Source organism: Devosia rhizoryzae, assembly GCF_016698665.1.
GTDB lineage: Bacteria > Pseudomonadota > Alphaproteobacteria > Rhizobiales > Devosiaceae > Devosia > Devosia rhizoryzae.
The window spans coordinates 2,016,750-2,042,552 of the sequence record NZ_CP068046.1 but is presented as its reverse complement, the minus strand read 5'-3'; the positions used below and the strand labels follow the sequence as shown (position 1 = coordinate 2,042,552).

The following is a 25,803-nucleotide window of genomic DNA, read 5'->3' as shown; positions in this document are numbered from 1 at the left end:
AGGCTCAGGAGGACTGGTGTGAGCGTACAATCGACGACCCTGGAAAACGGCATGGTGGTGCTCACCGATGACATGCCGCATCTGGAAAGCGCTTCACTGGGCGTTTGGGTGAAGGCCGGCGCCCGCTCCGAGCGCAAGGCCGAACACGGCATTTCCCATCTCCTCGAGCACATGGCCTTCAAGGGCACCAAGACGCGCTCGGCGCTGCAGATTGCCGAAACCATCGAGAATGTCGGCGGCGACCTCAATGCCGCGACCTCGATCGAACATACCGGCTACTTTGCCCGCGTCCTCAAGGACGATGTGGTGCTGGCCGCCGACATTCTGTCCGACATTCTCCAGAACTCGGTCTTCGATGAGGAAGAACTGGCGCGCGAACAGCAGGTGATCGTCCAGGAAATCGGTGCGGCGCGCGACAATCCCGATGATCATGTTTTCGACCTGTTTCAGCAGGCCGCCTATCCCAGCCAGCCGATCGGACGCACGATCCTGGGCACCGTGGATTCGGTGCGTGACTTTTCGCCCGAGACCATCCGCAAATATATGCGCCGCAATTATGTGGGCGATCACATGGTCATCGCGGCGGCCGGCAATGTCGATCACGAGGGTCTCGTGGATGTTGCTCGTGCGCGCTACGCCGATCTCCTGCCCAATGGTGCGCCCGATCCCCAGCGCGCCGAATACAAGGGCGGCCAGGAGCGACTGATTTCAGACCACGAGCAGGCCCACATCGTTTTGGGCTTTGAGGGCAGGGCTTACAACTCGGACGGGTTCTACGCCGCTCAGGTTCTGGCCTCCATCCTCGGCGGCGGCATGAGCTCGCGGCTGTTCCAGGAAGTGCGCGAAAAGCGCGGCCTTTGTTATTCGGTCTATTCCTTCCACTGGGCCTTTGCCGATAGCGGTGTTTTCGGCGTGGCCGCGGCGACGGGCGAAGACGAGGTTGGGGAATTGGTACCGGTGATCCTCGATGAGCTGAAGCGCGCTACTGAAAGCATCAGCGACGAGGAAGTGGTCCGAGTCCGAAACCAGATTCGCGCTGGTCTCTTGATGTCGCTGGAAAGCCCATCGGCCCGTGCCGGCCAGCTTGCGCGCCAGCAGATCCTTTGGGGCCGTCCCATCCAGATGGCGGAAACGGTCGAGCGCATCAACCGCATCACGGCCAACCGCGTTCGCGAAGTCGCCGAGCAGATCTTTTCAGCGCCATCGCCGACCGTGGCCGGGATTGGACCGATCAGCGGCCTTGCCGATGTGGAAAGCATCGGCGAAATGCTGCGCGGCTGATTTCCGATGCTGTGGCCCTGGTCATCCCCGGCGCCGTTTATCACCCTACGTGGTCCGCGCCTGTCGCTGCGGCTGCCGCAGATGCATGACTATGCGCAATGGTATGCCTTGCGCCGCGCGAGCCAGGATTTCCTTCGTCCCTTTGAGCCACGCTGGACCGAACTCGATTTGCAGCGCCGCGTCTTTGCCATGCGCGTGCGCCGCGCTCGCGAGGAGGCGGAGGAGGGGACGGACTATACGTTCTTCCTGTTCAGCGGAGAAAATGGCGGGGATACTCTGGTCGGCGGCATCACGCTTTCCAATATTCGCCGGCGCGCTGCCCAGTTCGTTAGCCTTGGCTATTGGATGGGCCAGAACTATGCGGGCAAGGGCATGATGACCGAGGGCGTGGCGATCGTCGTGCCCTTTGTGTTCGAGACGCTCGATCTCCACCGCATCCATGCGGCATTTTTGCCCACCAATACGGCGTCGCGGCGCGTGCTGGAAAAGAACGGCTTCGTCGAGGAGGGCTTCGCCAAGTCCTACCTGCAGATCAACGGCCGCTGGGAGGATCATGTGCTGATGGGCCTCAATCGCGAACGCTGGGAAAACGGGCGTTTCGCACAGCGCCAAGGTTGGGTCGCCTAGCCTGTGTTGCCATTGCGCAACATGGCTCGGCGCTTGTGGCGCAGAACAATCTCCCGTACCAAGTTAGCGCCGCTGGAGGTCGCCACCACTTGCCTCTTTGGGCTTGCTGCACTTTCCGGGATCGCCGCCACAAAGAAGCCTAGCGCAGGAATTAGCTGCACCTGATGCGTCATCTGTCTGTCTTCGCGTTTCTCCTCGCTTTCGCGCTGTTCTGCCTTGCCCCAGCCCGGGGTTTCGAGGTCATTTCGGTCCCCGAGGATGTAAACGCCGTCAATCTTTCCGACGTCATCGAAGTGGTGCCTGGGCAGGGTGGGCGCATTCAGCTTTCGACCGCGCCCGATGCCGATGGCATTATTCGCCGCATCGAGGTAGTGGCCGGAAACCCGAACACCAATCCGTTCTTTGCCTTGATCGCGTTGCGCAATGACAGCGACCAGCAGATCCAGCGACTGCTGGTGGCGCCCTTTTTCCGGCTGCCGGGCTCGGGGGTTTTTCAGCCCGATCTGGGCGCTGTTCGTATCGCTGCGGTGACCCCGAGCGCAGGCATCCGGCCGGAGCGCATCGCGGATCCCGAAAGCGACGTCTTCGAGGTAACGCTCGACCCTGGCGCCACCATGACCGTGGTGGCCGAACTCTCCTCCTCACGCCTGCCCGAGCTCTATCTCTGGGAGCCAGGCGCTTATCGCGACTATGTCAACTCCTTCACCCTGTTCCGCGGCGTGGTGCTGGGCGTTGCTTCGCTGGCTGCCGTGTTCTTGACCATCATGTTCGTGGTCAAGGGCCGCGGCGTGTTCCCGGCGACGGCGGCCTTTGCCTGGGCAGTGTTAGCTTACCTGCTGATCGATTTCGGACTGCTGGGCCGCCTCCTTGGTCTATCCGCCTCCGGCATGCAGCCGTTGCGTGCCGCGGCCGAAGCGGGATTGGCGACGACGCTTGCGGGCTTCTTGTTCATCTACCTCAATCTTCACCGCTGGCACCTGCGCTTCATCCATCTGGCGCTTGGGCTTGGAGCGCTGTTTTTAGCGCTTTTTGCCTTCGCCTTCTTCGACCCATCCATTGCGGCGACGATCTCCCGCCTGGTCATGGCCTTGCTCGGCATTTCCGGCTTCTTCCTGATCCTGCTCCTGGCATTGCGCGGCTATGATCGCGCCGTGCTCCTCGTGCCGACCTGGATCATCTATATTGCGCTTCTGTTCTATGCCTGGCTCGTGATTTCCGGTCAGGTCACCAATGACGTGGCGCAGCCCGCGGTGGCAGGTGGCCTGGTGCTGATCGTCATGTTGCTCGGCTTCACGTCGGTGCAGCATGCCTTTTCGGAAGGGCAGGTGACGATCGGTACGCTGAGCGAAGTCGAGCGCCGCGCTCTGGCGCTGACCGGTTCCGGCGATTTCGTCTTCGACTGGAACATCGAGCGCGACCGCGTCACAGTCAGTGACGAGCTGACCACGCGCCTCGGGGAAAAACGTGGCGCCATGCGCGGCGCCATCAAGCGCTGGCTCGATCGTGTCCATCCCGACGATCGAGATCGCTTCCGCACCGCCTTCGACACGCTGGTGGAACTGCGACGCGGCAAGGTCTCGTCCGACATCCGCGTTGCCGGTCACGACGGCAATTATCGCTCTTTCCGCATGCGCGTGAAGCCGGTGCTTGGTGGCGACGGACAGGTCAACCGCATCGTCGGCACTCTGCAAGACGTGACCGAAGATCGGGCGTCGCGCGAGCGCCTGTTGCACGACGCGGTTCATGACAGCCTCACCGGCCTGCCCAATCGCCAGCTCTTCCTCGACCGGCTGGAACGCGCCCTCGTGCGCGCCAAGACCCCGGGCGGCACCAAGCCGGCCGTGTTCTTGATCGACATCGATCGGTTCATGGAGCTTGAAGAGCGGATCGGTCATTCGGCGGCCGACTCGGTGCTCCTTGCGATCGCCCGTCGCATTTCCCGCATCATGCGCCCGCTCGATACTGTGGCGCGGATCACCGGCGACCAGTTCGCCGTCATCCTCGCCTCCGAACAGGCTGCCGCCAAGATCGCCGAAACCGCCGAGCAGATCCGCAAGGCGCTGAAGGCTCCGTTCAACTTCGGCGACCGCGACCTGACGCTCACCGCATCGATCGGCGTCACCATCTATGACAGCAACCCGGTGGGCGCGCCCGATGTGCTGCGTGATGCCGAACTCGCCATGTATTACGCCAAGCGCCTTGGCGGCGACCGCATCGAGGCCTATCGCGCCTCGGCACGATCGATCGCCTCCTACAACAAGGCAAGCGAGGAAGATCTCGAGCGCGGCATGACGCAGGGCGAGTTGCAGGTGCAGTTCCAGCCGGTGATGGATATCACGACCCGCAAGATCGCCGGCGCCGAGGCGCTGATGCGCTGGCTGCACCCGACGCGCGGCATCGTCCCGCCCAGTGAATTCATCACCTTGGCCGAGCGCTCCGGCCAGATCGAGCGCCTGGGACGCATTGCCTTCGAGCAGGCCGCATTCCAGATGCGCGACTGGATGACGACGATCCAGAGCCTGCCCGAAGACTTCTTTGTTTCGGTGAACCTTTCACCCGGCCAGCTGGCGGATCGAAGCCTCCTCAACGACATCAGGGCGGTAATCGGCGACAATCCTGGCATCGCCAACCACCTCAAGCTCGAGCTCACCGAGTCGCAGGTCATGACCAATCCCGAGCATTCCGCCTTCATGCTGGAGGCCCTGCGCGGCATGGGCCTGGGATTGGCGCTCGACGACTTCGGCAACGGCCACTCGTCGCTGAGCTACCTCCACCGCTTCCCGTTCGACACCATCAAGATTCCGGCCGATTTCGTCTCGATGGGCGACAACAAATCGCTCGGGCATACGCAGGCGCCGATCATCAAGTCCATCGTGACGCTGGCGCAGGACCTCGATCTCATGGTTATTGCCGAGGGCGTCGAAACGCCGGGCGACATCGAGCTGCTGAAGGGGCTCAATTGCCGCTTGGGGCAGGGCTTCGCCTTCGGCGCGGCCATGACCGCACCGGAATTCGGCAAGCACCTGGCAGCGCAACTCGCGAAGTGATGTTCAGCCGTGGCCGGCTTCTGAACTCAGCGTCGCGCGAGTGATGTGAAGGCTGGCCAGGGCATGATCGTAGCGGTCCTCGACCGGCACGTCGAAGATCAGCTCCCGGTTGAACGGCACCGTCAGCCAGCCATTGGCGGTGATCTCGCTTTCGAGCTGGCCGGCGCTCCAGCCGCAGCAGCCCAAGGCAAAGAGCGAACGCTTGGGCGCAGGACCGAATGTCATGGCCTTGAGCACGTCAAGCGTTGCCGTCAGCCCCACTTCCTCGGTGACTTTATAGGTGTTGCCGCTGTGGTAATCACCACTGTGCAGCACAAAGCCGCGGCCTTTTTCCACCGGACCGCCACGCATCACAGCGCGCTGGCGAATGTTTTCGGGGAGCCGGATGACTGCGTCCGGGTCGCCGAGGTCGAGCTCGTCGATGATATCGGCAAAGGTAAGATTGGCGAGCTCGTGATTGACCACGAGCCCCATGGCGCCCTCGGCGCCGTGCCCGACGACGAGGATGACGCTTTCCGCGAAACGCTCGTCCTCCATGTCCGGCATGGCGACGAGAAATTGGCCTTCAAGTGAATTCATGCTGCCAATGTAGGCGCCGCGCCGCCCTGTGCCAAGCTTGGTGGCCGCACCTCAGGCTTCACGAAGGCATGAAGCTGCGGTGGGTGTTCGTTCACCTTTTCCTGCGTTAATTCCGCGCTATGCGTTTACCCGTCCTTGCCATTGCCGTGCTTGCTCTCGTCGCCCCTGCGGGCGCCGCAGAAACGCCGTGGCAGGAAGTGGCGCCGGGCGTCGCGATGCGCCTCATCAGCACCGGCGAGATCAACGAAGGCGGCGAAACCCTGGTCGCGCTTGAGCTCGACATGCCCGAGGACACCAAGACCTATTGGCGCGTGCCCGGGGAGACCGGTCTTCCCCTGGATCTCGATTTTACCGCGTCCACGGGCATCGGCTCCCATAGGGTGCTGTGGCCTTACCCGCTGCGCGAGGACAAGAACGGCTATCTCGACTACGTCTACTACGGCCACACGGTCCTGCCGCTCGCCATTGATGTGACCGATCCGGCGGCGAGACTGAACATCGCGGTCACCCTTGGTGTTTGCTCCGATATCTGCATCCCAGCGCAAGCCCAATTTGCGTTATCTATCCTCGACAAGAAGCCGGATCGACCGAGCGCGTTGCGCATCCGGCAGGCGCTGGCCGAGGTGCCATTGGCTTGGGACGGGAGCGGCGAGCCTGTTGGTGACGTCGAAATGGTCGGCGAGCAACTTGCGGTAGAAGTCGCGCCGGATCTGCTGGATTCCCAAAGCCTGATTGCGGCCACGGACAATGGCGAAACCCTTTTCGGCGCGCCGCAAAAAAGTCCGCAAGCCGATCTAGTGCTCCTTCCCATCCTGGGCAAAACCGACAATAGTGCCCTCGATGGCATGGATGTGGAACTCACCTTCATGACCGACAGGGGCGCCTATATGGTGAGCCGGTCGATCGAGGCTGGCGACGGGGTGGATACGGTTCGGATCGACGACGAGGGCGAGCCCGGTCGCTGACGAGCCGGGACGAAACGAAGCTTGGCAGCACGTGCTGCCGGTATATGGGGCATTTCCATCTATGATTGAACGCGGCGATGCGATCCCTTCGGTCGGGATCAAGCTGGTCACAGCCTCCGGGATCGAGGACACGACCAGCGATGCAGTTCTCGGACAAGGGACCGTCGTGCTGTTTTCGGTGCCTGGTGCCTTTACGCCCACCTGCCACGTCAATCATCTGCCCAGCTTTGTTTCCAACGCGGCAAAGCTTGAGGCTGCCGGTGTTAGCCGCATCGTCTGCGTCGCGACCAATGATCACCACGTGATGAAGGCCTGGGCCGAGGCCTCCGATGCGCTCGACACCGTGGACTTCATCGCCGACGGAAATGCCGATTTGGCGCGCGCACTGGGCCTCGACAAGGACTTTGCAAAGTTCGGCATGGGCGTCCGCTATGCGCGTGCGGCAATGATCATCAAGAACGGCGTTGTCGATGCCGTCTTCGTCGAGGATGCGCCCGGCATTACCGCTACCGGTGCGCCCGCCATCCTCATGGCTCTTGAAGCCGCTGCCTAATCGCCAGGAGCCCGCTTAAACATGACATCGACCCTGACCTCCGCGCTCCGCTTCTCCGCTCTTGGTGCTCTGGCGGCTTTGATGGCCGGCTGCTCCATGGGCGGCATGATGGGCGGCGGTTCTGCCGCCAATGCAAACCTCCAGAACGCCACGGCCAGTCCGCAAGCGGTTGCGCAGGCACAGACCAGTGCACTGCCGGTGATCGCCACCGAGTGTCCCCCCATCAAGGTTCGGCTCGGCGGCGAGGCAATGTATTACTATGGCGGCGGTCGAGTGGGCGATGCACGTGCGCTGCAGTATCAGGGCGTGATCGACGAGACATCGCGCAACTGCGTCGTATCCAACGGCAAGATCACCGTGAATATGGGCGTGACCGGCCGCGTGCTGCTTGGACCGGCCGGGGCTCAGAGTTCCGTCAATGCGCCGATCCGTTTCGCAGTTGAGCGCGACGGACAGGCGATCTTCTCGGAAAAGTACACCCTGGCCGTGCCCATCACACCGCCGGCGCAGACGGCCGAGTTCGTCAAGGTGGTGGAGAACGTCACCATCCCCTATCTCGGCGGCGAGGCCATCACCATCTGGGTCGGGTTCGACACCAAATAACAAAAAGGCCCGGTTTTCCGGGCCTGTCTTTATTCGGCAGCTTTGGGCAGATCGACCGGCCGTTCCCACTTGAGGATCGGCTGGCGGGCGGCTCTTGTTTCGTCGAGCCGCCGGCGTGGGGCCTTGGTGGGGGCGGAGGTGAAGCGCGCCGAATTGCCATCCCTGGCGTCCTTGGCCAGCTCCAGCATCACGTCGCAGAAGCGATCAAGTGTTTGTTTGCTCTCGCTTTCTGTCGGTTCGACCAGCATGGCGCCGTGGACGACCAGCGGGAAATACATGGTCATCGGATGGAAGCCTTCGTCGATCATGGCCTTGGCAAAATCGAGGGTGGAAACGCCGCTGTCCTTGAGGAAGCTGTCGTCGAAAAGGGCTTCATGCATGGTCGGATAGTCCGGGAACGGCACCGAAAAAGCGTGTTCCAGCCGTGACTTGATGTAGTTGGCGTTGAGCACCGCATCCTGCGCTGCTTGGGCCAGACCATCGGCGCCGTGGCTCAGCATATAGGTGAGGGCGCGGACATACATGCCCATTTGGCCGTGGAAGGCGGTGACGCGACCGAGGGCATTTGCCTCGATGTGCTCGATCAGTTCAAAGCGGTCCTGGACCCCTTTGATGAACGGAACTGGAGCAAATGGCGCGAGGGCCGCCGACAGCACCACCGGACCTGCACCCGGACCGCCACCGCCATGCGGGGTCGAGAAGGTTTTATGCAGGTTGATGTGCATGGCGTCGATGCCCAGATCGCCCGGACGCACCACGCCCATGATGGCGTTGAAATTGGCGCCGTCGCAGTAGAAGAAGGCACCGGCATCGTGCACTGCCTTGGCGATCTCGATGACCTGCGGTTCGAACAGACCACAGGTGTTGGGATTGGTCAGCATGATGGCAGCGACATCGGGCGATAGCGCAGCCTTGACCGCTTCCACGTCCACCGTGCCATCGGCGCGGGCGGGCACCGGCGTGACCGTGTAGCCGAGGAAGGCTGCGGTGGCCGGGTTGGTGCCGTGAGCGCTTTCGGGAACCAGGACGATCGTGCGATGCGCTTCGCCCTTTGCTTCCTGCGCGGCCTTGATCGCCATCATGCCGAGCAGCTCGCCATGCGCGCCGGCCTTTGGCGAGAGAGCCACAGCAGCGGTGTTGGTCAAAGTAAGAAGCCAGTGGCTGAGCTCGTTCATGAGTTCGAGCGCGCCTTGCACCGTCGAGACCGGCTGCAGCGGGTGAATGTCGCTGAAGCCGGGGAGCCGTGCCATTTTCTCGTTGAGACGCGGATTGTGCTTCATCGTGCAGGAGCCGAGCGGATACATGCCCGAATCGATCGAGTGATTGAGCCGGCTGAGCCGCACATAGTGGCGCATGGCTTCCGGCTCGGTGAGGCCGGCCAGATCGAGCTTGCTCTTGCGACCGAAGCCGCCAAGGCGATCGGTGGCGAGGTCGACCTCGGGCAGGTCGACGCCGGAATGCTCGGTGTCGCCGATCTCGAACAGCAGCGGTTCGTCGGGCAGGAGCGCCGAGCCGGATGCCGAGGTGCCCAGGGTGCCAATACCGGTGGGACGGCCTTGTGTGTTCATGCTCATGCCAGTTCCTCCGCAAGCGCGGTGGTCAGTGCCTCAATATCAAGGTCCGTGGTCAGTTCGGTTGCGGCGAGGATCAGGAGGTTTTCGACTCCCGGGTCGCCCGGCAGCAGCCGGCTGGCTGGCACGCCGGCAAGGATGCCGCGCCGGGCGAGGCGTTCGACGAGAGGGGCCGCGGGTTCGCTCACGCGAATGGTCAGCTCGTTGAAGAAGGTGTCGTTGAGAACCTCGACACCGGCCACTGCCGTCAGCGCGTCGGCCAGCTTGATGGCGCCGGCGTGGTTGAGTCGCGCCAGGCGCACGAAGCCTGCTTCCCCCAGGAGCGCCATGTGGATCGAAAAAGCCAGCGCGCAGAGACCGGAATTGGTGCAGATGTTGGATGTCGCCTTTTCGCGGCGGATATGCTGCTCGCGGGTCGAGAGCGTGAGAACGAAGCCGCGATTGCCCTCGGCATCGACGGTTTCGCCACACAGTCGGCCCGGCATCTGCCGGATGAACTCCTTGCGCGTGGCCATGAGGCCAAGATAGGGCCCGCCGAAATTGAGCGCATTGCCGATGCTTTGGCCCTCGGCAACGACGATGTCGGCACCCAGGGCGCCCGGCGCTTCGAGGAGGCCAAGCGAAATCACCTCGGTGATGACGACGATCAGAAGGGCGCCCTGGGCATGGGCGGCCTCTGCCGCGCCTTTGAGGTCGCGCAGGTGGCCGTAAAAGTCTGGCGTCTGGATGACGATGGCCGCGGTCTTGTTGTCCACCTGGCTGAGTATATCGCCCTGGCCTTCCGGCGAGGGGGACAGGCAGACAAGGTCCGGATCATCCTTAAGGTAGGCTTTGACGACGTCGCGGTAATGGGGATGGAGACCGCCGGAAAGAACGACCTTGTTCTTCTTGGTGATGCGGCGCGCCATCAGCACGGCTTCGGCCGTCGCAGTCGAGCCGTCGTAGAGCGAGGCATTGGCAACGTCCATGCCGGTGATCTTGGCGACCTGGGTCTGGAACTCGAACAGCATCTGCAGGGTGCCCTGCGAGATTTCCGGCTGGTAGGGCGTATAGGCGGTGAGCCATTCCGAACGCTGGATCAGGTGGTCGACCGTCGCAGGCACATGGTGGCGATAAGCGCCGGCGCCCACAAAAAAGGGGCCATCGCCGGCCGCATGATTCTTGGCGGCGAGGGCCCGCATGTGGCGTTCGACCAGGAATTCCGGGCTGTGGGCCGGAAGGTCGAGGTCGAAACCGCGCAACGCGGATTTGGGAACTGCGCTGAACAGGGCGTCGATATCGGTCGCGCCGATAACGCCGAGCATTTCGGCACGTTCGGCAGCGGAGTGGGGGAGATAGCGCATGGTTAGAGCGTCAGCTCCGCATAGCCATCGGCATCGAGCAGTTTCTCGATTTCGGAGGCTTCCGAAATCGCAATCTTGAACATCCAGCCCGTGTTTTCGGCGTCGGAATTCAGCGTTCCAGGCGCATCGGTTAGCAGACTGTTAACCTCGACAACCTCTCCGGAGACCGGCGCATAGATCTCGGAAGCAGCCTTGACCGATTCCACGACCGCAGCCTCGTCACCCTTCTTGAGGACGGTGCCGACGGCGGGCAATTCGACGAAGACGATGTCGCCCAACTGCTCCTGCGCGTAGTTGGTGATGCCGACGATGCCGGTCGAGCCTTCGATGCGGATATATTCGTGGTCTTGGGTGAACTTGGTGGTCATGGGAGCCTCAGAGCGATTTGCGGAAATAGCGGTGGGGAACGAAGGGGGTTGAGGTGACCTCGGCCGGCTGAGCGCGGCCGCGGACGGAAACCTGAAGCCTGGTGCCGGGGGCGGCTAGGGCAGGGGGAAGGAAACCGAGGGCGATTGCCTTGCCCAGCGACGGCGCAAAGCCGCCGCTGGTGACGACGCCAACGGGTTGACCATTTCCATCAAGGATTTCGGCGCCTTCTCGCGCGGGCGCACCCTCCACCAGGAGGCCGACGCGCTTGCGCGAAAGCTGGCCCTCGCGTTCGGCGAGAATGCGCGTGGCGCCCGGAAAGTCGGCGGCCTCGCGGCGGCGCTTGGAAACCGCAAAGCCGAGATCGGCTTCGATGGGCGAGATAGTTTCGTCGAGGTCATGGCCATAGAGCGGCAGGCCGGCTTCGAGGCGAAGACTGTCGCGGGCGCCAAGGCCGATAGGGCGTACGCGCGCATCGGCAAGAAGCGCGTCCCAGAGTTCGCTGGCCCCGCTGTTGTTGACCAGGATTTCAAAGCCATCCTCACCGGTATAGCCGGAGCGCGAGATGAGGAGTTCTTCTTGGCCCCAGGCGAAGGCGCCGTGGGTCATGAAGCCGAGGTCAGCGGCTTGTGGCACAAGGGCGGAGAGGACGTTGACGGCCTCGGGACCTTGGAGGGCAAGGAGGGCATGGTCCTCGTCGGCACGGATCAGCCTCGCGCGCTCGCCCGCGGCCTGTTCGATGAGAGCGAAGTCGTGCTCCTTGGTGCCAGCATTGACCACAAGGTAGAGCCCGCCTGGCGTTGCGGGGGACCGAGCGACCATGAGGTCGTCGATGACGCCGCCGCTCTCGTTCAAGAGCAGGGTGTAGCGGACCTGGCCGGGGTGGAGGCCGGCAATGTCGGCACAGATCAGGGGCTCGATGATCGCCGATAGGGTGGCGTGGTCTGCGTTGGTGTCACCGCTGGGATCGGCAAGCACAAGGAAGGCGGGGCCCATATGGCTGACGTCGAAGAGGCCCGCCTGCTCGCGCGTCCATTTATGCTCGGCCATGATGCCGGTGGGGTATTGAACGGGCAGGGCATAGCCGCCGAACGGCACCATGCGGCCGAGGGCGGCAACGTGTCGTTCAAAGAGCGGGGTCTGCTTGAGATTGTCGGCGCTGTTATCGGCCATGGGCAACTCGGGGTTCGGGTGACACGACAGAATCCCGCGATCAAGCGGAATGTTCGTGCCCCCTCTGTCCTTGCCCTGAGAGATTTCCCAGCTGAGCGCCGGTTGCTCCTTCGGAGAGGCGGTTAAGCCTGCTTTCCAGAGTGTTTGACCCGACTGCGGTCCGTTTGCCTGAGAGTTTCCGGGGCGGTTGCTCCTTCGGCGCCGGCGCTGATGGCCAGTCTCTCCCGCAGTCGACGGGACCATGCGGGAGATTTAGGGCGGGGTCAACGCCCGTGTCTTCCTTCTCCCCTTGCGGGAGAAGGTGCCCGCAGGGCGGATGAGGGGTGTGGAGCCACGAGATCGGACGTAGGCATTGGCCGGCACCCTTCATCCGTCTCGCGCTGCGCGCAATCCACCTTCTCCCGCAAGGGGAGAAGGAAGGGTGCCACGCCCTCGCCCTTCGAGGCTGTGCTGGCGCTTCGCACCTCAGGATGAGGGCTACTGGTCGATTGCTGGCAGACTCCCACTTCCTTCTCCCACCAGGGGAGAAGGACCCGACTGGGATATCTCGTCTCTTCCTTCTCCCCTTGCGGGAGAAGGTGCCCGAAAGGGCGGATGAGGGGTGGGGGGGCTAGAAGAGCACGCATAGGCATGGGTCGGCACCCCTCATCCGTCTCGCGCTGCGCGCGATCCACCTTCTCCCGCAAGGGGAGAAGGGAAGGGGCTGCGCCCTGGTCCTTCGAGGCTGCGCTGCGTTTCGCACCTCAGGATGAGGGCTACTGTGCAAAGCCCGCAATAAAAAAGGCGGGCATTGCTGCCCGCCTTTGAAGATCGAAATGTAAAACCGTTTAGTTCAAGCGATTGCCGACATCGGCGATAGCGGCGTCGACGACGCGGTTGCCGTTGCGGTTCATCTCGTCTGACAGGACGGTGCGGGCGGCCTCGATGGCGAGGTCTGCGGAGCGGGCGCGAACTTCGGCGATGGCCTGGGCTTCGGCCTGGGCGATCTTGTCTTCAACGGCCTTGGTGCGGCGGGTGACGAGATCGGCCAGCGAAGCCTGGGCTTCAGCGGTGAGGCGGGAAGCCTCTTCGCGGGCAGCGGCGACGATGCCTTCGGCTTCCTTCTCGGCCGACAGACGCTTCTGTTCGTATTCGACCAGCAGGGCCGCCGCTTCCGAGCGCAGGCGCTTGGCTTCGGCGATATCGTCCTCGATCTGGCGGATGCGGCCATCGAGCATCTTGCCGATAATGCGCGGCACGCCGAAGGCGACCATCATGCCGAGGAAGATGACCAGGGCAACGGTGGCAAAGAAGCTGTTATCCAACCATTCTGGCATAACCATTATCCTTTCACCTTCGCTACGGCCGCGCGAACGCTCTCGGGCGAGACATCGCCGACGAGCTGGGCGACCACGGCCTGGGCCGTTTCCGCCGCGATCTCGTCCACATGGGTAAGGGCTTCCGCCTTGGTCCCGGCAATGCGGGCTTCGGCAGCGCTGACCTTGCTGGCAAGATCGGTTTCAGCCGCAGCGCGCTTGGCGGCGAGATCCGCATTAATGGCTTCGCGGGTCTGCGTGGCGATCGCCTGAGCATTGCTCTTGGCGGCAGCCAGCGCGGTCTCATAGGAAGCGATTGCCGCATCGGTCTTGGCGCGATCGGCATCGGCCGCTGCCAGATCGGCATCGATCAGGGCCTTGCGGTTTTCCAGGATCCCGCCGAGGCGCGGCAGCGCCACCCGGCTCATCACCACGTAAAGCGCGCCAAAGGTAATGGCGAGCCAGAGCAGCTGGCTGGGGAAGGTTGCCGGATCGAAGGGCGGGAACACGCCATGCGACTCGTCGGCATGAACTTCCGCGGTCGACTGGGTATCGGCCGTGGGATCATGGCCCGTTGCGCCGGGAACCGGCTCGCCATGGGAGGCGTCAACCGCCTGATCGAGGTTCTGCTCGGTCGGCGTTTCCGCTTCCTGAGCGAAGACTTGCGTTACCATCTGGTCGAGGTCCCGTTAAATGCAGTTCATCCGACCAGGGCGGTCGGAGGAAGAAGCGCAGCCGGACGTGAGGCCCGGCCGCGGGATCGGCGTCGGTCGCGAAATTAGGCGACGAACAGCAGGATCAGGGCAACCAGGAACGAGAAGATGCCCAGAGCTTCGGTCACGGCGAAACCGAAAATCAGGTTACCGAACTGGCTCGGAGCAGCCGACGGGTTGCGCAGAGCACCCGACAGGAAGTTGCCGAAAATGTTGGCCACGCCAATGGCGGCGCCAGCCATACCGAAACAAGCAATACCGGCACCGATGAACTTTGCGGCTTCAGCTTCCATTTTGTAGTCCTTTCAAGCGACTTGGGTTTCCGGCGGGCCACCCGCCGGGAATGGGGATTAGTGGGACGGGTGGATCGCGTCGTTGAGATACATGCAGGTCAGGAGCGCGAAGACGTAAGCCTGAATTGCACCGACGAGAAACTCGAGACCGGTCAGGGCGATGGCCATCAGCATGGGCAGGATGGCAGCGCCCCAGCCCAGGGCACCAAGGCCACCGATCATCATCACGGCAAAGCCGGTGAAGACCTTGAGCGTGATATGGCCGGCAAGAATGTTGCCGAACAAACGGACCGAAAGGCTGATCGGACGCGAGAGGAAGGAGATGACCTCGATCGGCGCCACGATGGGAAGGATGTAGCCGGGCACGCCCGACGGCACGAAGAGCTTGAGGAACTTCGGCCCGTTCTTGACGAAGCCGTAGACGATGACGGTGAGGAACACGAGCATCGACAGCGCGAAGGTGACGATGATGTGGCTGGTGACCGTGAAGAAGTAGGGAACCATGCCCCACATATTGGCCACGAAGATAAAGGTGAAGAGCGAGAAGACCAGCGGGAAGAACTTCATGCCGGCAGTGCCGGCGGCGCTTCGGATCATGCCCGCCACGAACTCGTATAGGAGCTCGGCGGAAAGCTGGAGGCGGTTCGGCACGAGCTTGGAGCCCGATGTGGCGAACAGCATGAATCCGACGATCGCGGCGACGGTCAGCACCATGAACAGTGAGGAATTGGTGAAGGCGAGGGTTGTACCGGTGCCTTCGGCTGCATCACCGCCAACGGTGAAGAGCTTGAAGATGTCATAGATGACAAACTGGTGGATCGGGTCAGTACCGGCCATGAAGCCCTCTATTCGCCATCACTATACGTTCCGCTCTTCGTCGTCCGCGTCGGGTCCAAGATCGGACCCCGGCGGGGCAGGCGATGCGGCATTCATTTCCGCCACCACTCGGATGACGTTCAGGATTCCAGCGGCAAAGCCCATCAGCAACAAGATGAGCAAGCCCCAGGGGCTGGTCCCCAGGCCAAGATCGATGAGATAGCCGATGCCGGCACCCACCAGAACCGCGGAGATGAATTCGGTACCGATGCGCAAACCGCGCGCCATCCCGCTCATTTCCGGGGAAGCTTCCCGCGAGGCTCTGTTGTCCTCCTGGATACGCTCCCGCTTGGCAGAGGCGATGCGCGATGCAAGATCGCTCGTCACCCCCTTGGCGCTGTCCGGTCGGCCTTGGTCACCCGGCGGTGTTGTCATCCGCAGCTTCCTCGTGGCCGGCCATTTCCCGGGCTTTCCGGGACGCCTTTTAAGTCGCGCGCAACATAGTGGTGGGGGTTTTCGGTGTCAAGGCGAGCTGTGGCGGCGTAACATACTGTTTTGTATAGTGTTTTCGACGCGGTGCAGGGGTGCGGCATGCTGTCCACACTTTGATCGTGGCGGAGTCGTGGCGAGGCCGGGGGATTCTGTCGCTAGACGGCCTCGCGAAAACTCTCGGCGGTGGTGAGATCGACCGACACGAGCTGCGAAACGCCGCGCTCCGCCATGGTGACGCCGAAGAGGCGATCCATGCGGGCCATGGTGATGGGATTGTGGGTGATGACCATGAAACGCGTGTCGGTGCGCTGGCGCATCGAGTCGAGGAGGTTGCAGAAGCGTTCGACATTGGCATCGTCGAGCGGCGCGTCGACCTCGTCGAGGACGCAAATGGGCGCCGGATTGGTGAGGAAGACGGCAAAGATCAGCGACATGGCGGTGAGCGCCTGTTCGCCGCCCGAGAGCAGCGTCATGGTCTGCGGCTTCTTGCCGGGCGGGCGGGCGATGATTTCAAGGCCTGCTTCGAGCGGGTCATCGCTTTCGACAAAGCTCAGTTCCGCCGTGCCTCCGCTAAAGAGGGTGGTGAAGAGCTCCTGGAAGAAGGCGTTGACGCGCCCAAAAGCCTCGTTGAGGCGGGCGCGGCCTTCGCGGTTGAGCTGGCCGATGGCGCTGCGAAGCTTGGCGATGGCATCGATGATGTCGTCGCGGTCGGCGATCATGGTGTCCAGTTTTTGCTGAACTTCGACGGCTTCCTGTTCGGCGGAAAGATTGACGCCGCCCAGGCGCTCGCGCTCGGATTTGAGGCGCTCCAGCTTTTGTTCGGTCGCGTGTTCGTTGGGCAGCGCTTCTTCGGGGCGGATGCCGGAGGCTTCGAGCGTCCTGGCAGCCGGGATGCCGAGGGACTCTTCGATTTGCCGTTCGATCTGCTGTCGCTGGGCGATCGAGCCTTTGACGCGCTCTTCGATGCGGGTGAGCTCGATGCGCACGGCATTAAGGGCGTCGCCTGCCGATTTCATTGCGCGATCGGCTTCGCGCCAGGTGGTCTGCGCGGCACTGAGGCGGTCTCCGGCCGTCTGGTGGTCGGCGCGGGCAATGTCGATCTGCTCGTCGAGCTGCGCCTGTCGAGACGAGAAAGCCTCGGGAGACGCGACGAGGCTTGCAAGCTGTGCCTCCACTTCTGCGGTGCGCTGGTCGAGGGTTGCGAGCTGGTCACGCGCCCCCGCACTGCGCCTCTGCCAGGACTGGGTGTCGCGGGCCAGCTGATCGCGGCGGGTTGCGCGCATGGTTGCGGCTGAATCGATCGTGCTGAGACGAAGACGCGCCTGATCGGCGCGGTCGCGAACGGTGGCGAGCTGCGATTGACGCGTCGCCGCTTCAGCCGAAAGGGCCGCCTCGTCGGCGGTCTCGGCAAGGGACTGGCGGGCGGCGTTTAGCGCCGTTTCGGCTTCGCGAAGCGAGGCGGTGAGGCGGGATTGGGCTTCGTCGAGCCCGGCGCGGCGGGTCGCGAGGTCGCCCAACGCGCGCTGCGCCTTGTCGAGGTCGGCTTGCGCAAGGCCGATCGCGTGCTGGGCACCGCGCCACGCGTCCCGGCGAGTGCGTTCGGACTGGCGGGCGGCTTCGAGAGTTGAAGCGAGAGCGTCGACATCGCGGCGCCAGCTGTTGCGTTCGCCTTTGGCCTGGAGGATTTCCTCGTCCAGTTCGGCGAGGCGATTGCGCTGCGCCAGCCGCTGTGCCGCAGCACTGGGCGCATCGGCGGCGGCAACGAAGCCGTCCCAGCGCCAAAGCGCGCCGTCGAGGGTGACGAGGCGCTGGCCGGGACGCAGCGCTCGCATCAAGGCCGGGCCGTCGGCCGCATCGATCAAGCCGATCTGGTCGAGGCGGCGCTTGAGCAGGGTGCTGCCGCTGACATAGCGGGAAAGCGGCTCTGCCGCCTGCGGCAGGGCAGGGTCGTCGCGACCGTCTAGCGCAGCGGACCAATGGACCGGTGCGCCGGCGTCGCCGCTGGCTTCGAGGTCATCGCCCAAAGCCGCGCCAAGGGCGGTCTCATAGCCGGACGTGACTTTAAGCTCATCGACCACGGCGGGGAACAGCGTCCCGCCGGTCGCCAGCATCTTGGCAAGTGTCGATGCCTCGGCTTCGAGGCGCGCGACCAGGGCATCGAGCTGCGCGAGACGCGGGCGGGCGGCGTCGAGCTTGGCCTGCGCTGCGGCGGCATGGTCTTCGGCCTGGAGGGCTTCGGCTTCGGCATGGGCCATGGTGGCTTGCGCCGCGTCGAGGGCGGCGCGACGCAGGGTGACGGTTTCGTCGGCTTCGAGAGTTGCAAGGACGCGGGCAATGTCGCGCTCGACTTCTGCAAGCTGGGCGGCGGTGCGGCTGTGGCGAGCCGTGGCATCCTGCACATTGCGCTGCGCCTGGCTGCGGCGCGCCCGGTTCTGGGCGAGCGCGTCCGAAGCGGTGCGCAATGCAGTCTCGGCGTCGGCAACGAGGGAATGAGCGGCCTGGGCGTCGCCACGTGCCTTTTCCTGGTCGGCCTTTGCGGCAGCTTGCTCGGCGGCGAGCCGGTCCTGCTCTTCTTGGTAAGAGGCCAGCGTGGTCTCGCTTTCGGCGACAAGCTCGCGCTCGCGCGCACCATCGCCGGCAATCTGGCGCAGGCGATCTTCGAGTTCGGCGCGACGCTGGGCAAGGCGCCGCGTTTCTTCGGCAAGCTGCTCGGCAAGGATCGTATAGCGCTGCAGCACGGCGCCCGTGACGGCCTCGCGCTCGCGCAATGGAGCAAGCGCGGCTTCGGCGATCTCGGCACGGCGTTGCGCGGTGAGCTGGGCGTGGTTGGCGTCGGCGAGCTGGCGGATCAGGACGGCCTGCGCCGCTTCATTTTCCTTTTCGGCGACGCGGGTGGCGACCCAGCGGATGTGAAACAGAGTGGCTTCGGCGCGGCGGATGTCGCCGGACAAGGCCCGGTAGCGGGTGGCAAGGCGTGCCTGGCGCTTGAGCTGTTCGAGCTGGGTTTGCACCTGGGCGATGATGTCGTCGACGCGCTCGAGATTGCTTTCGGCAGCGCGAAGGCGCAGTTCGGCCTCGTGGCGGCGGGAGTGAAGCCCCGAAATGCCGGCGGCTTCTTCGAGAAGGGCACGGCGAGCGGTGGGCCTGGCGGCGATCAGTTCGCCGATCTGGCCCTGCCGCACCATGGCGGGCGAATGCGCACCGGTCGAGGCATCGGCAAACAGCAATTGCACATCGCGGGCGCGGACCTCGCGACCGTTGACGCGGTAGACAGAGCCGGCTTCGCGCTCGATGCGGCGCGTGACTTCGAGGATGTCGGCACTGTTGAGCGCTGCCGGGGCAGTGCGATCGGCGTTGTCGAGGACGAGGGTGACTTCGGCGGTGTTGCGGGCCGGGCGGTTGCCGGAGCCGGAAAAGATGACGTCATCCATGCCCGAGGCGCGCATGGCCTTGTATGAGCTTTCGCCCATGACCCAGCGCATGGCTTCGACCAGATTGGATTTGCCGCAGCCATTGGGCCCGACAATGCCGGTGAGGCCCGGCTCCATGACAAGCACGGTTTCGTCGGAGAAGGACTTGAAGCCGTGGAGGCGGAGGCGGGAGAATTTCATAACCGGCATCCGTGTGCCGGAGAGCACCCCCACCCGGCCTCCCCCTTGAGGAGGGGGAGGAGCTCTGCTGGTGGGCTCGGCTCGATTGGGCTCCTCCCCCGACTTACGGGGGAGGTTGGGTGGGGGCTTAATTGCTTACTGTGCAGGAGCGACGGGCGTTTCGGTGGCTGGCGCCATAGTGTTGGCGGGAGCAGTTTCGTTTGCCGGAGCCATGGTGTTGGTCGGTGCAGCTTCGGTGGTTGCGGCGGGTGCCGCTGCGGCTGCGTCGGGGGTGGTGGGGACGAAGTCGGCGGGCACGAGCGGGTCGATCTCGGCAGCGAGCTGCTCGAGCGTCTTGCCTCCCGAAAGCGTCTTGCCGTTGACATAGAATGTCGGCGTTCCCGTCAGACCAAACTCGTCCAGAGCCTGGTTTTTCTGCGCTTCAATCGCGGTGAAGCCGTCCTGATTCGTCAAGGCGGCGTTGAAGGTTTCCTCAGTAAAGCCAAGCTGCTGCGCCACTGTGAAGAGGGCGTCGCGGGGCTTGTCGGACATGCCCCATTCGTTCTGCGTCTTGAAATAGGTGGCGATGACGTTGTGGTATGCGACCGGGCCGGCAGCTTCGGCGAGAAGGAAGATCGCCGCATCAATGGCATTGCGGGCGAAGGGGCGGAGGACGAACTTGACCTTGCCCGTATTGATGTACTCTTCCTTGAACGGCTCATAGACCGTGTTGTGGAATGTCGCGCAATGGGGGCAGGTGGGCGAGGCGTATTCGATGACGGTCACGGGGGCGTCGGCGCTGCCCTCGAACTTGTCTTCGAGGCCACCGGCGGGGGCCATCAGCTTGGCAATGTCGATCATATCGCCTTCGGCCGCCTGCGCGGTCGCAGCGCCGGCAAGGCTCAGCGCCGAGGCGGCAGCAGCTAGAAGAATGGTTTCGCGGCGATTGAACTTCACTTGGAGACGCTCCTTTTTAAGATGCGGGGACACTACACGGGCCGAAGGTGTCGGCAAGTGGGCACAAGCATCACTTGAGGGTGAATATCAGCGCTTGTTTCGGCTCGAAAGCGCAAGGCCCAGAGCCTGAAGAGACTGTCGCAAGGCATCGTCCTCGACCTGGGCCGTCAAAGCGTCGACCTTGGCAACCGTGCTTTGGCTCGGCTGCTGGGTTTTTTGCGCCCGGCCGGCTGAACTGGGAGTGAATGGCTCGGCCGAAAGCCGCACTTCGCCCACGAGCACATAGCCGAAATAGCGGTTGACGGCTTTGGCGATGGCGGGGGCTTCATGCTGGGCGAAGACGGCGGTGCCCGGAGCGCAGCGCAAATAAAGCACCGCGCCTTCTGCCCCATCGGCACTGCGCGGCCAGCTGAGCTTATCGGGCTGCGTCGTGCTGTCGAAGGGTTTCGGTGCGATCGAGCGCCAATGGGTGATGATGTCTCGGCTGGCAAAGCCGCGCTTCTTGAGCACCGGATCGAGCGCGCCGGCCAAAGCATCGGCGACCGAGAGGGTCTTGTTGCGGCGCTTGGGCGTGGGCAGGTCGTCGGCCATTCTCGCTCGGATGTGAGAGGGTCCCGCAAGCGCGGGAATGACAGGGTTGAGGCGGGCAAGTATAGGCTCGGCCATGCTCCTGACCAATCCCCATCCGCTCGATGCCGAGGCTGTGCTCGAATGGTATGATCGCCATGCACGCGATCTGCCCTGGCGCGTTTCGCCGCAAAACCGAAAAGCTCGCAATCGGCCCGATCCTTATCGAGTCTGGCTCAGCGAAGTCATGCTGCAGCAGACGACGGTGGCTGCAGTGCAGAAATATTTTCTGCGCTTCACGAGCCTTTGGCCACGGGTCGAGGATCTGGCAGCGGCGCCGCTCGATGCGGTGCTGCGGGAATGGGCGGGGCTCGGCTATTATGCACGGGCGCGCAATCTTCATGCCTGCGCCCAGGCGGTGGTGCGCGATCATGGCGGGGTGTTTCCGGACACGGCGGCGGGGCTGCAGACGCTGCCCGGAGTAGGGGCTTATACCAGCGCGGCCATCGCCGCGATCTGCTTTGACGAGCGCATCGCCGTGCTCGATGGCAATCTCGACCGCGTGCTGGCGCGCTATTATGCGCTCCCGGTGCCGGTGCGCGATGCCAAGGATGCCTTGCGCGGTGCGCTGCAAATTGCCGTGCCGGAGCGGGCCGGGGACTTTGCCCAGGCGATGATGGATCTGGGCGCAACGATCTGCGCGCCGCGCACGGCCTATTGCCTCGTCTGCCCGATCCAGCCGGGCTGTGTGGCCACCAGGGAAGGTGCGCCCGAGCGCTATCCGATCAAGCCGGAAAAGGCGGAGAAGCCGGTGCGACGCGGCCATGCCTTCGTCATGACCGATGCGTCGGGCGATGTGTATCTGCAGTCGCGGCCGGGCAAGGGCCTCCTTGGCGGCATGACGGAGGTACCGACCAGCATCTGGGCGGAGGATGCGGGCGAACCGATCTATCCGGCGACGGGAGAATGGCGCCATCGCGGGCAGGTCGTGCATGTCTTTACCCATTTCCGGCTCGAGCTCGAGATCTGGTCCGTGACGGTTTCGCCTGAGGCGCTGGACGGGGGCTGGTGGTCGGAGCCTGCCGCGCTCAAGGGGGAGGCGCTGCCGACCCTGTTCCGCAAGGTTCTGGCCCAGGCGGGGATGGGCTAAACCAAAAGCAAGGCCGGAACCCGGCTTACTTTGCTCCGTTCACGAGCCGGTGCAACGAGGTGCCGGATGGACGCCGATTTCTGGATTGTTTTGGGTGTCGCGCTAACGGCAGGCCTGTCTTCGCCCCTTGGGGGCTTTCTCGCAACCCGCATCAAGGCCTCGTCGCTGTGGCTGTCCCTGGTCGCCGGGCTGGCGGCCGGCATTCTGCTCGGCACGCTGTCCTTGGAAATGATCCCGACGGCGCTGGAGGATCTTGACGCGTGGCTGGTCATCGTCGCCGTCATCATCGGTATTGCGGCGACCTACGGGCTTGATTTTGCGGTCAACCGCGGGCGGATGGCGGGAGACAAGGCCGACCAGAAGCCCGCAGTTGATCGCTATCATCGGCGCCACAAGCCCTGGGGCACGCAGGTGACGGTCTTGGCGGCGGCGACGGCGTCCGAGGAACTGATCGAGGGTCTGTCGATCGGCGTCGGCTTGGCGATCAGCCTGTCGACGGCCATTGTCGTCGGTATCGCCATCACCGTGGACAATATTGCCGAAGCGCTGAGTTTAGGTGCGCTGGCCCGCGACGAGGATGACGACACCGCCAACCGTCGCACGTTGTTGTGGACCATTATCGTCGGCGTGTCGCTGATCGCCTCGGCACTGCTCGGCTATTTTTTCCTGCGCGACCTGCCGGAGGAAGTGCTGGCCTTCCTTCTCGCCGTGGGCGCTGGGGCCATGCTTTATCTTTCCACCACGCAATTGCTGCCCGAGGCGGAGGAAAAGCAATTCCAGCAGTCGGCCGGGCTATCGATCGGGCTGGGCTTTTTGATCGCGTTAGCGCTATCGCAGATCTAGGCGCACAAAGAAAAAGACCGCCGGGGCAAACCGGCGGTTGTTTAGTAAGGCCTGAATGATTGGAGGTCAGGATCAGGCAGAAAGCGATTCAAGGCGTTGGCGGATGTCGCTCCGAAGACTATCGATCGGCTCGACAAGGCCAGACTGTTCGTGGTGCCAGAAAGTCCACCCGTTGCATGCCTCCGAGCCCTGGACCAAAGCGCCGACCTTGTGGATCGAACCCTGGTGCGGACCGGAGACGAGCGAGCCGTCTGCACGAACCATGGCGAAGTAACGTTTCGTTAAGTCGAAAAGTTGCGCACCTGGTTCGATCACACCTTGTTCAACGAGCGAACCAAAGGGAATGCGGGCTTCCTTGCGCTTGGGCGTGACCGATTGGAGGGCCTCGAAGACGCCCGGACGGATGGTTGCGATGCGGGTGCGCGCGCCATCGATATAGGCCTGCTCGCGCTCGATGCCGATGAAGTGGCGGCCAAGCTTGCGCGCGACGGCGCCGGTGGTGCCGGTGCCGAAGAACGGGTCGAGCACGATGTCGCCCGGCTTGGTCGTGGCATTGAGAATGCGGAACAACAAGGCTTCGGGCTTTTGCGTCGGATGAAGCTTGTCGTCGTCTTCGTTCTTTAATCGCTCGGCGCCGGTGCAAAGCGGGAAGAGCCAGTCGGACCGCATCTGCGTGTCGTCATTGGCGAGCTTCATCGCTTCGTAGTTGAAGGTGAAGCGGCTTTTTTGCGACTTGGCCGCCCAGATCAGCGTTTCATGCGCATTGGTGAAGCGCGTGCCGCGGAAATTGGGCATCGGGTTGGCTTTGCGCCAGACCACGTCGTTGAGCATCCAGAAGCCGAGGTCCTGGAGCGCCGTGCCGACGCGGAAGATATTGTGGTAGGAGCCGATGACCCACATGGCGCCGTCGGGCTTGAGGACGCGGCGGGCTGCCGTCATCCAGGCCTTGGTGAAGGCGTCGTAATGGGCAAAGCTATCGAACTTGTCCCACTCGTCATCGACCGCATCGACCTTGGATTGGTCAGGACGGGTCAGCGCCTGCTCGAGCTGCAGGTTATAGGGTGGATCGGCGAAAATCAGATCGACGGAGCCGGCCGGCAAGCTATTCATGTGCTCGATGCAATCGCCCACAAGAATAGTATCGATCGGAAGGCGCGTGCCTTCCATTTCCGCATCGGCCAAACGGGCCGTACGCGCGGTACGCAACATACACTTAACCCTAACAAAGGACTAACTATCTCGTTATAGCGCGATGGAGTTAATAGGGCGTTCGCAAGGGGTTAGCGCGGGGTTAACCGGCGGCCAGGATGGTCGTTTGCGTAACGAGCAGCGCCGCCACCGGAGCAAATTCCTCGCGGTGGTGGCGGCAGGGGCCATGGGCGTTGAGGGCCGTCAAGTGAGCCGCGGTCGAGTAGCCCTTGTGCCCGGCAAAGCCGAAATGGGGCGCGTCGCAATCCATGATCTTGCACATGCGATCCCGCGTGACCTTGGCGACGATCGATGCGGCAGCGATCGAGACGCTGCGCCCGTCGCCGCCGATCAGCGCAATCCCCTCGCAGGGCAGGCCAGGCGGGATGTCACGCCCATCGACGAGGACGCGATCCACGGGGCGGGGCAGGGCGCGTACGGCCCGCGTCATGGCGGCAAGCGTGGCGCCGCGAATGTTGAGGGTGAGGATGTCGCTGGGCGGGGCGCTGACGATGGCGACATCGGCCGTCGCGACGATCTCTTCGTAAAGCGCTTCGCGCTGTTCGGCCGTGAGCTTCTTGGAATCGTTGAGGCCATCGGGGATGCGACGCGGATCAAGCCGCACGGCAGCGACGACAACGGGTCCGGCCAGCGGGCCACGACCGGCCTCGTCGACACCAGCCACAAGGCGGGCGCCGGCTTTCAGCAACTTCTTCTCGTGGCTGAAGTCGGGGACTGTCGGCTCGGCGGCGACAAGCTCGGCGACGACGATCTTCATGGGCGGCCTCCGATCAGGTCTTCGCGAGTCGCGGCGAAGCGGTGGTGGCCGATGCGGTTGGTCTCGCCGACAAAGTTGGTAAGGGCCTTGCTTCGGCTGGTATGCTCGCCGATGTCGCCGAGGATGGCGAGGCGCATGCCGTAGTTCTGCATCTTCTGGAAGAAGTGGCCGGCCTGCTTGCTTGAAAGGTCGAAAAAGCTTGGCCCGAAGCGCGCGACGGGCACGGCGATCATGTCGGTCTCGGTGCCATAGGTCTCGCCGATCAGGTCGAGCGCATCCTGTTCGCTGCCAAGAGTCGGACCAGTGGCGTCGGCGAAAAAGATGGTGAGACCGTTGTGCGTTTCCGTGGGCATGACCATGTCATGTTTGCGATGCATTTCCCTGCTGATACTAGAGTCGAGCCGGGGGGCAAAGCCGGGAGACGATCACATGCGCTTTGCGCCCTGCCGTGCCCTCGTGCTGGCCCTTGCAACACCGGCCAGCGCCGAGCCTTTTCATCATCCCTATGGCGAGTGGCGGGAGTATAATCGTGATTGGCTGGCAGCCTGTCCCGACGCCATCAACGAAGATGCGGCCGACTTCTACGGCTTTTCCTGCTTTGCCTCGACCGGCAGCCAGCAGCTCAATGGCGCCAACCTGCCGGCCTACAAGCTGACGCTGATGCGGAATCGCCTTGATGGTGCGCTGGATCTGGCGATCACCGTCGCGCTGGACGAGGGTGGCTATGACGAGAGCCGTCCTATGGTGCTGCGATTTGGCGGTCAGCCGGATATCGAGCTCGGCGTCGGCGACGAACTCGAGACGCGCTACAACACCATCAACCAGTATTTTGTGGTGGACGCAGCGCGCGCCGAGGCACTGATCGACAAAATGAAAGAGCGCACCTCGGTGACGCTTCTGGTGCCCCTGATCGGTGTGGAAAAGCCGGCCGAGGTGCGGCTGTCGCTGCAGGGCGTGCTGGCCTCCCTTGACTTTATGTCCACCTATGCCCGCAAGGTCGCGCAGTACTGACG

The 25,803-nt window shown here is 63.5% G+C and carries 25 protein-coding genes and 1 riboswitch; of the genes, 9 read left to right on the top strand and 16 right to left on the bottom strand.

Going from position 1 to position 25,803, the window contains the following annotated elements; all coding sequences use genetic code 11:
• The first annotated feature begins 18 nt into the window (after window positions 1-18).
• From JI748_RS10175 to JI748_RS10165, 3 genes are all read left to right on the top strand, one after another.
• The gene (locus JI748_RS10175) at window positions 19-1,281 is read left to right on the top strand and encodes a M16 family metallopeptidase (RefSeq protein ID WP_164533623.1); all 1,263 of its coding nucleotides are present in this window, start codon (window positions 19-21) and stop codon (window positions 1,279-1,281) included.
• Between the two features lie 6 nt (window positions 1,282-1,287).
• Window positions 1,288-1,908: a GNAT family N-acetyltransferase gene (locus tag JI748_RS10170; RefSeq protein WP_201630083.1), complete on the top strand. Its 621-nt coding sequence runs from the start codon at window positions 1,288-1,290 to the stop codon at window positions 1,906-1,908.
• Window positions 1,909-2,072: 164 nt separating this feature from the next.
• Window positions 2,073-4,955 carry an EAL domain-containing protein gene (locus JI748_RS10165; RefSeq protein ID WP_201630082.1) on the top strand — a complete coding sequence of 961 codons (2,883 nt, stop codon included), beginning with the start codon at window positions 2,073-2,075 and terminating at the stop codon, window positions 4,953-4,955.
• Between the two features lie 3 nt (window positions 4,956-4,958).
• Here the strand turns inward: JI748_RS10165 and JI748_RS10160 are convergent, their stop codons facing one another.
• Window positions 4,959-5,534, bottom strand: a complete 576-nt coding sequence (locus JI748_RS10160; RefSeq protein ID WP_201630081.1) for a YqgE/AlgH family protein — start codon at window positions 5,532-5,534, stop codon at window positions 4,959-4,961.
• Between the two features lie 119 nt (window positions 5,535-5,653).
• Here JI748_RS10160 and JI748_RS10155 point away from each other — a divergent pair, with 119 nt between their 5' ends.
• From JI748_RS10155 to JI748_RS10145, 3 genes are all read left to right on the top strand, one after another.
• Window positions 5,654-6,499, top strand: coding sequence for a protein-disulfide reductase DsbD domain-containing protein (locus tag JI748_RS10155; RefSeq protein ID WP_201630080.1), 846 nt, complete (start codon window positions 5,654-5,656; stop codon window positions 6,497-6,499).
• Window positions 6,500-6,560: 61 nt separating this feature from the next.
• The gene (locus JI748_RS10150; RefSeq protein WP_201630079.1) at window positions 6,561-7,052 is read left to right on the top strand and encodes a peroxiredoxin; all 492 of its coding nucleotides are present in this window, start codon (window positions 6,561-6,563) and stop codon (window positions 7,050-7,052) included.
• 21 nt (window positions 7,053-7,073) lie between these two features.
• Window positions 7,074-7,655 carry a hypothetical protein gene (locus JI748_RS10145; protein ID WP_201630078.1) on the top strand — a complete coding sequence of 194 codons (582 nt, stop codon included), beginning with the start codon at window positions 7,074-7,076 and terminating at the stop codon, window positions 7,653-7,655.
• 29 nt (window positions 7,656-7,684) lie between these two features.
• Here the strand turns inward: JI748_RS10145 and gcvPB are convergent, their stop codons facing one another.
• From gcvPB to JI748_RS10085, 12 genes are all read right to left on the bottom strand, one after another.
• A complete protein-coding gene (gene gcvPB, locus JI748_RS10140) occupies window positions 7,685-9,229 on the bottom strand; it encodes an aminomethyl-transferring glycine dehydrogenase subunit GcvPB (RefSeq protein WP_201630077.1) in 1,545 nt (514 codons plus the stop codon).
• On the bottom strand, window positions 9,226-10,569 hold the full coding sequence (gene gcvPA / locus JI748_RS10135; protein ID WP_201630076.1) for an aminomethyl-transferring glycine dehydrogenase subunit GcvPA: 1,344 nt from the start codon (window positions 10,567-10,569) through the stop codon (window positions 9,226-9,228). Before gcvPA ends, gcvPB begins: the two co-directional genes overlap by 4 nt.
• 2 nt (window positions 10,570-10,571) lie before the next feature.
• The gene (gcvH, locus tag JI748_RS10130) at window positions 10,572-10,937 is read right to left on the bottom strand and encodes a glycine cleavage system protein GcvH (RefSeq protein WP_164533632.1); all 366 of its coding nucleotides are present in this window, start codon (window positions 10,935-10,937) and stop codon (window positions 10,572-10,574) included.
• A gap of 7 nt (window positions 10,938-10,944) precedes the next feature.
• Entirely contained in the window at window positions 10,945-12,108 is a 1,164-nt protein-coding gene (gene gcvT / locus JI748_RS10125) for a glycine cleavage system aminomethyltransferase GcvT (protein WP_201630075.1), read from the bottom strand.
• A 146-nt stretch (window positions 12,109-12,254) separates the two neighbouring features.
• Window positions 12,255-12,345: riboswitch (glycine riboswitch) on the bottom strand.
• 590 nt (window positions 12,346-12,935) lie between these two features.
• Window positions 12,936-13,424 carry a F0F1 ATP synthase subunit B family protein gene (locus tag JI748_RS10120; RefSeq protein ID WP_164533633.1) on the bottom strand — a complete coding sequence of 163 codons (489 nt, stop codon included), beginning with the start codon at window positions 13,422-13,424 and terminating at the stop codon, window positions 12,936-12,938.
• A 5-nt stretch (window positions 13,425-13,429) separates the two neighbouring features.
• The gene (locus JI748_RS10115; protein WP_201630074.1) at window positions 13,430-14,077 is read right to left on the bottom strand and encodes a F0F1 ATP synthase subunit B family protein; all 648 of its coding nucleotides are present in this window, start codon (window positions 14,075-14,077) and stop codon (window positions 13,430-13,432) included.
• Between the two features lie 104 nt (window positions 14,078-14,181).
• The gene (locus JI748_RS10110) at window positions 14,182-14,409 is read right to left on the bottom strand and encodes a F0F1 ATP synthase subunit C (protein WP_046108093.1); all 228 of its coding nucleotides are present in this window, start codon (window positions 14,407-14,409) and stop codon (window positions 14,182-14,184) included.
• Between the two features lie 57 nt (window positions 14,410-14,466).
• Window positions 14,467-15,246: a F0F1 ATP synthase subunit A gene (locus JI748_RS10105; RefSeq protein ID WP_201630073.1), complete on the bottom strand. Its 780-nt coding sequence runs from the start codon at window positions 15,244-15,246 to the stop codon at window positions 14,467-14,469.
• Window positions 15,247-15,267: 21 nt separating this feature from the next.
• Window positions 15,268-15,660 carry an AtpZ/AtpI family protein gene (locus JI748_RS17405; protein WP_233280489.1) on the bottom strand — a complete coding sequence of 131 codons (393 nt, stop codon included), beginning with the start codon at window positions 15,658-15,660 and terminating at the stop codon, window positions 15,268-15,270.
• A 212-nt stretch (window positions 15,661-15,872) separates the two neighbouring features.
• Window positions 15,873-19,328: an AAA family ATPase gene (locus tag JI748_RS10095; RefSeq protein ID WP_201630072.1), complete on the bottom strand. Its 3,456-nt coding sequence runs from the start codon at window positions 19,326-19,328 to the stop codon at window positions 15,873-15,875.
• 135 nt (window positions 19,329-19,463) lie between these two features.
• Window positions 19,464-20,264, bottom strand: a complete 801-nt coding sequence (locus JI748_RS10090; protein WP_201630071.1) for a thioredoxin domain-containing protein — start codon at window positions 20,262-20,264, stop codon at window positions 19,464-19,466.
• Window positions 20,265-20,351: 87 nt separating this feature from the next.
• Window positions 20,352-20,855, bottom strand: a complete 504-nt coding sequence (locus tag JI748_RS10085; RefSeq protein WP_201630070.1) for a DUF721 domain-containing protein — start codon at window positions 20,853-20,855, stop codon at window positions 20,352-20,354.
• 73 nt (window positions 20,856-20,928) lie between these two features.
• Between JI748_RS10085 and mutY the strand changes: the two genes are divergently transcribed.
• Window positions 20,929-21,981, top strand: coding sequence for an A/G-specific adenine glycosylase (gene mutY / locus JI748_RS10080; RefSeq protein ID WP_201630069.1), 1,053 nt, complete (start codon window positions 20,929-20,931; stop codon window positions 21,979-21,981).
• A 66-nt stretch (window positions 21,982-22,047) separates the two neighbouring features.
• Window positions 22,048-22,824 (top strand): ZIP family metal transporter, encoded by a 777-nt coding sequence (locus tag JI748_RS10075; RefSeq protein ID WP_201630068.1) that lies wholly within the window; start codon window positions 22,048-22,050, stop codon window positions 22,822-22,824.
• 72 nt (window positions 22,825-22,896) lie between these two features.
• On the opposite strand, the gene JI748_RS10070 is transcribed toward JI748_RS10075, so the two are convergent.
• From JI748_RS10070 to JI748_RS10060, 3 genes are all read right to left on the bottom strand, one after another.
• A complete protein-coding gene (locus JI748_RS10070; protein ID WP_233280676.1) occupies window positions 22,897-23,991 on the bottom strand; it encodes a site-specific DNA-methyltransferase in 1,095 nt (364 codons plus the stop codon).
• Window positions 23,992-24,115: 124 nt separating this feature from the next.
• Complete coding sequence (locus JI748_RS10065) at window positions 24,116-24,790, bottom strand: ribonuclease HII (protein WP_201630066.1); 675 nt, start codon at window positions 24,788-24,790, stop codon at window positions 24,116-24,118.
• Window positions 24,787-25,143, bottom strand: coding sequence for a DUF4180 domain-containing protein (locus JI748_RS10060; protein WP_201630065.1), 357 nt, complete (start codon window positions 25,141-25,143; stop codon window positions 24,787-24,789). The genes JI748_RS10065 and JI748_RS10060 overlap by 4 nt, the downstream gene beginning before the upstream one ends.
• 76 nt (window positions 25,144-25,219) lie before the next feature.
• Between JI748_RS10060 and JI748_RS10055 the strand changes: the two genes are divergently transcribed.
• A complete protein-coding gene (locus JI748_RS10055; RefSeq protein ID WP_201630064.1) occupies window positions 25,220-25,801 on the top strand; it encodes a hypothetical protein in 582 nt (193 codons plus the stop codon).
• The last annotated feature ends 2 nt before the right edge of the window (window positions 25,802-25,803 follow it).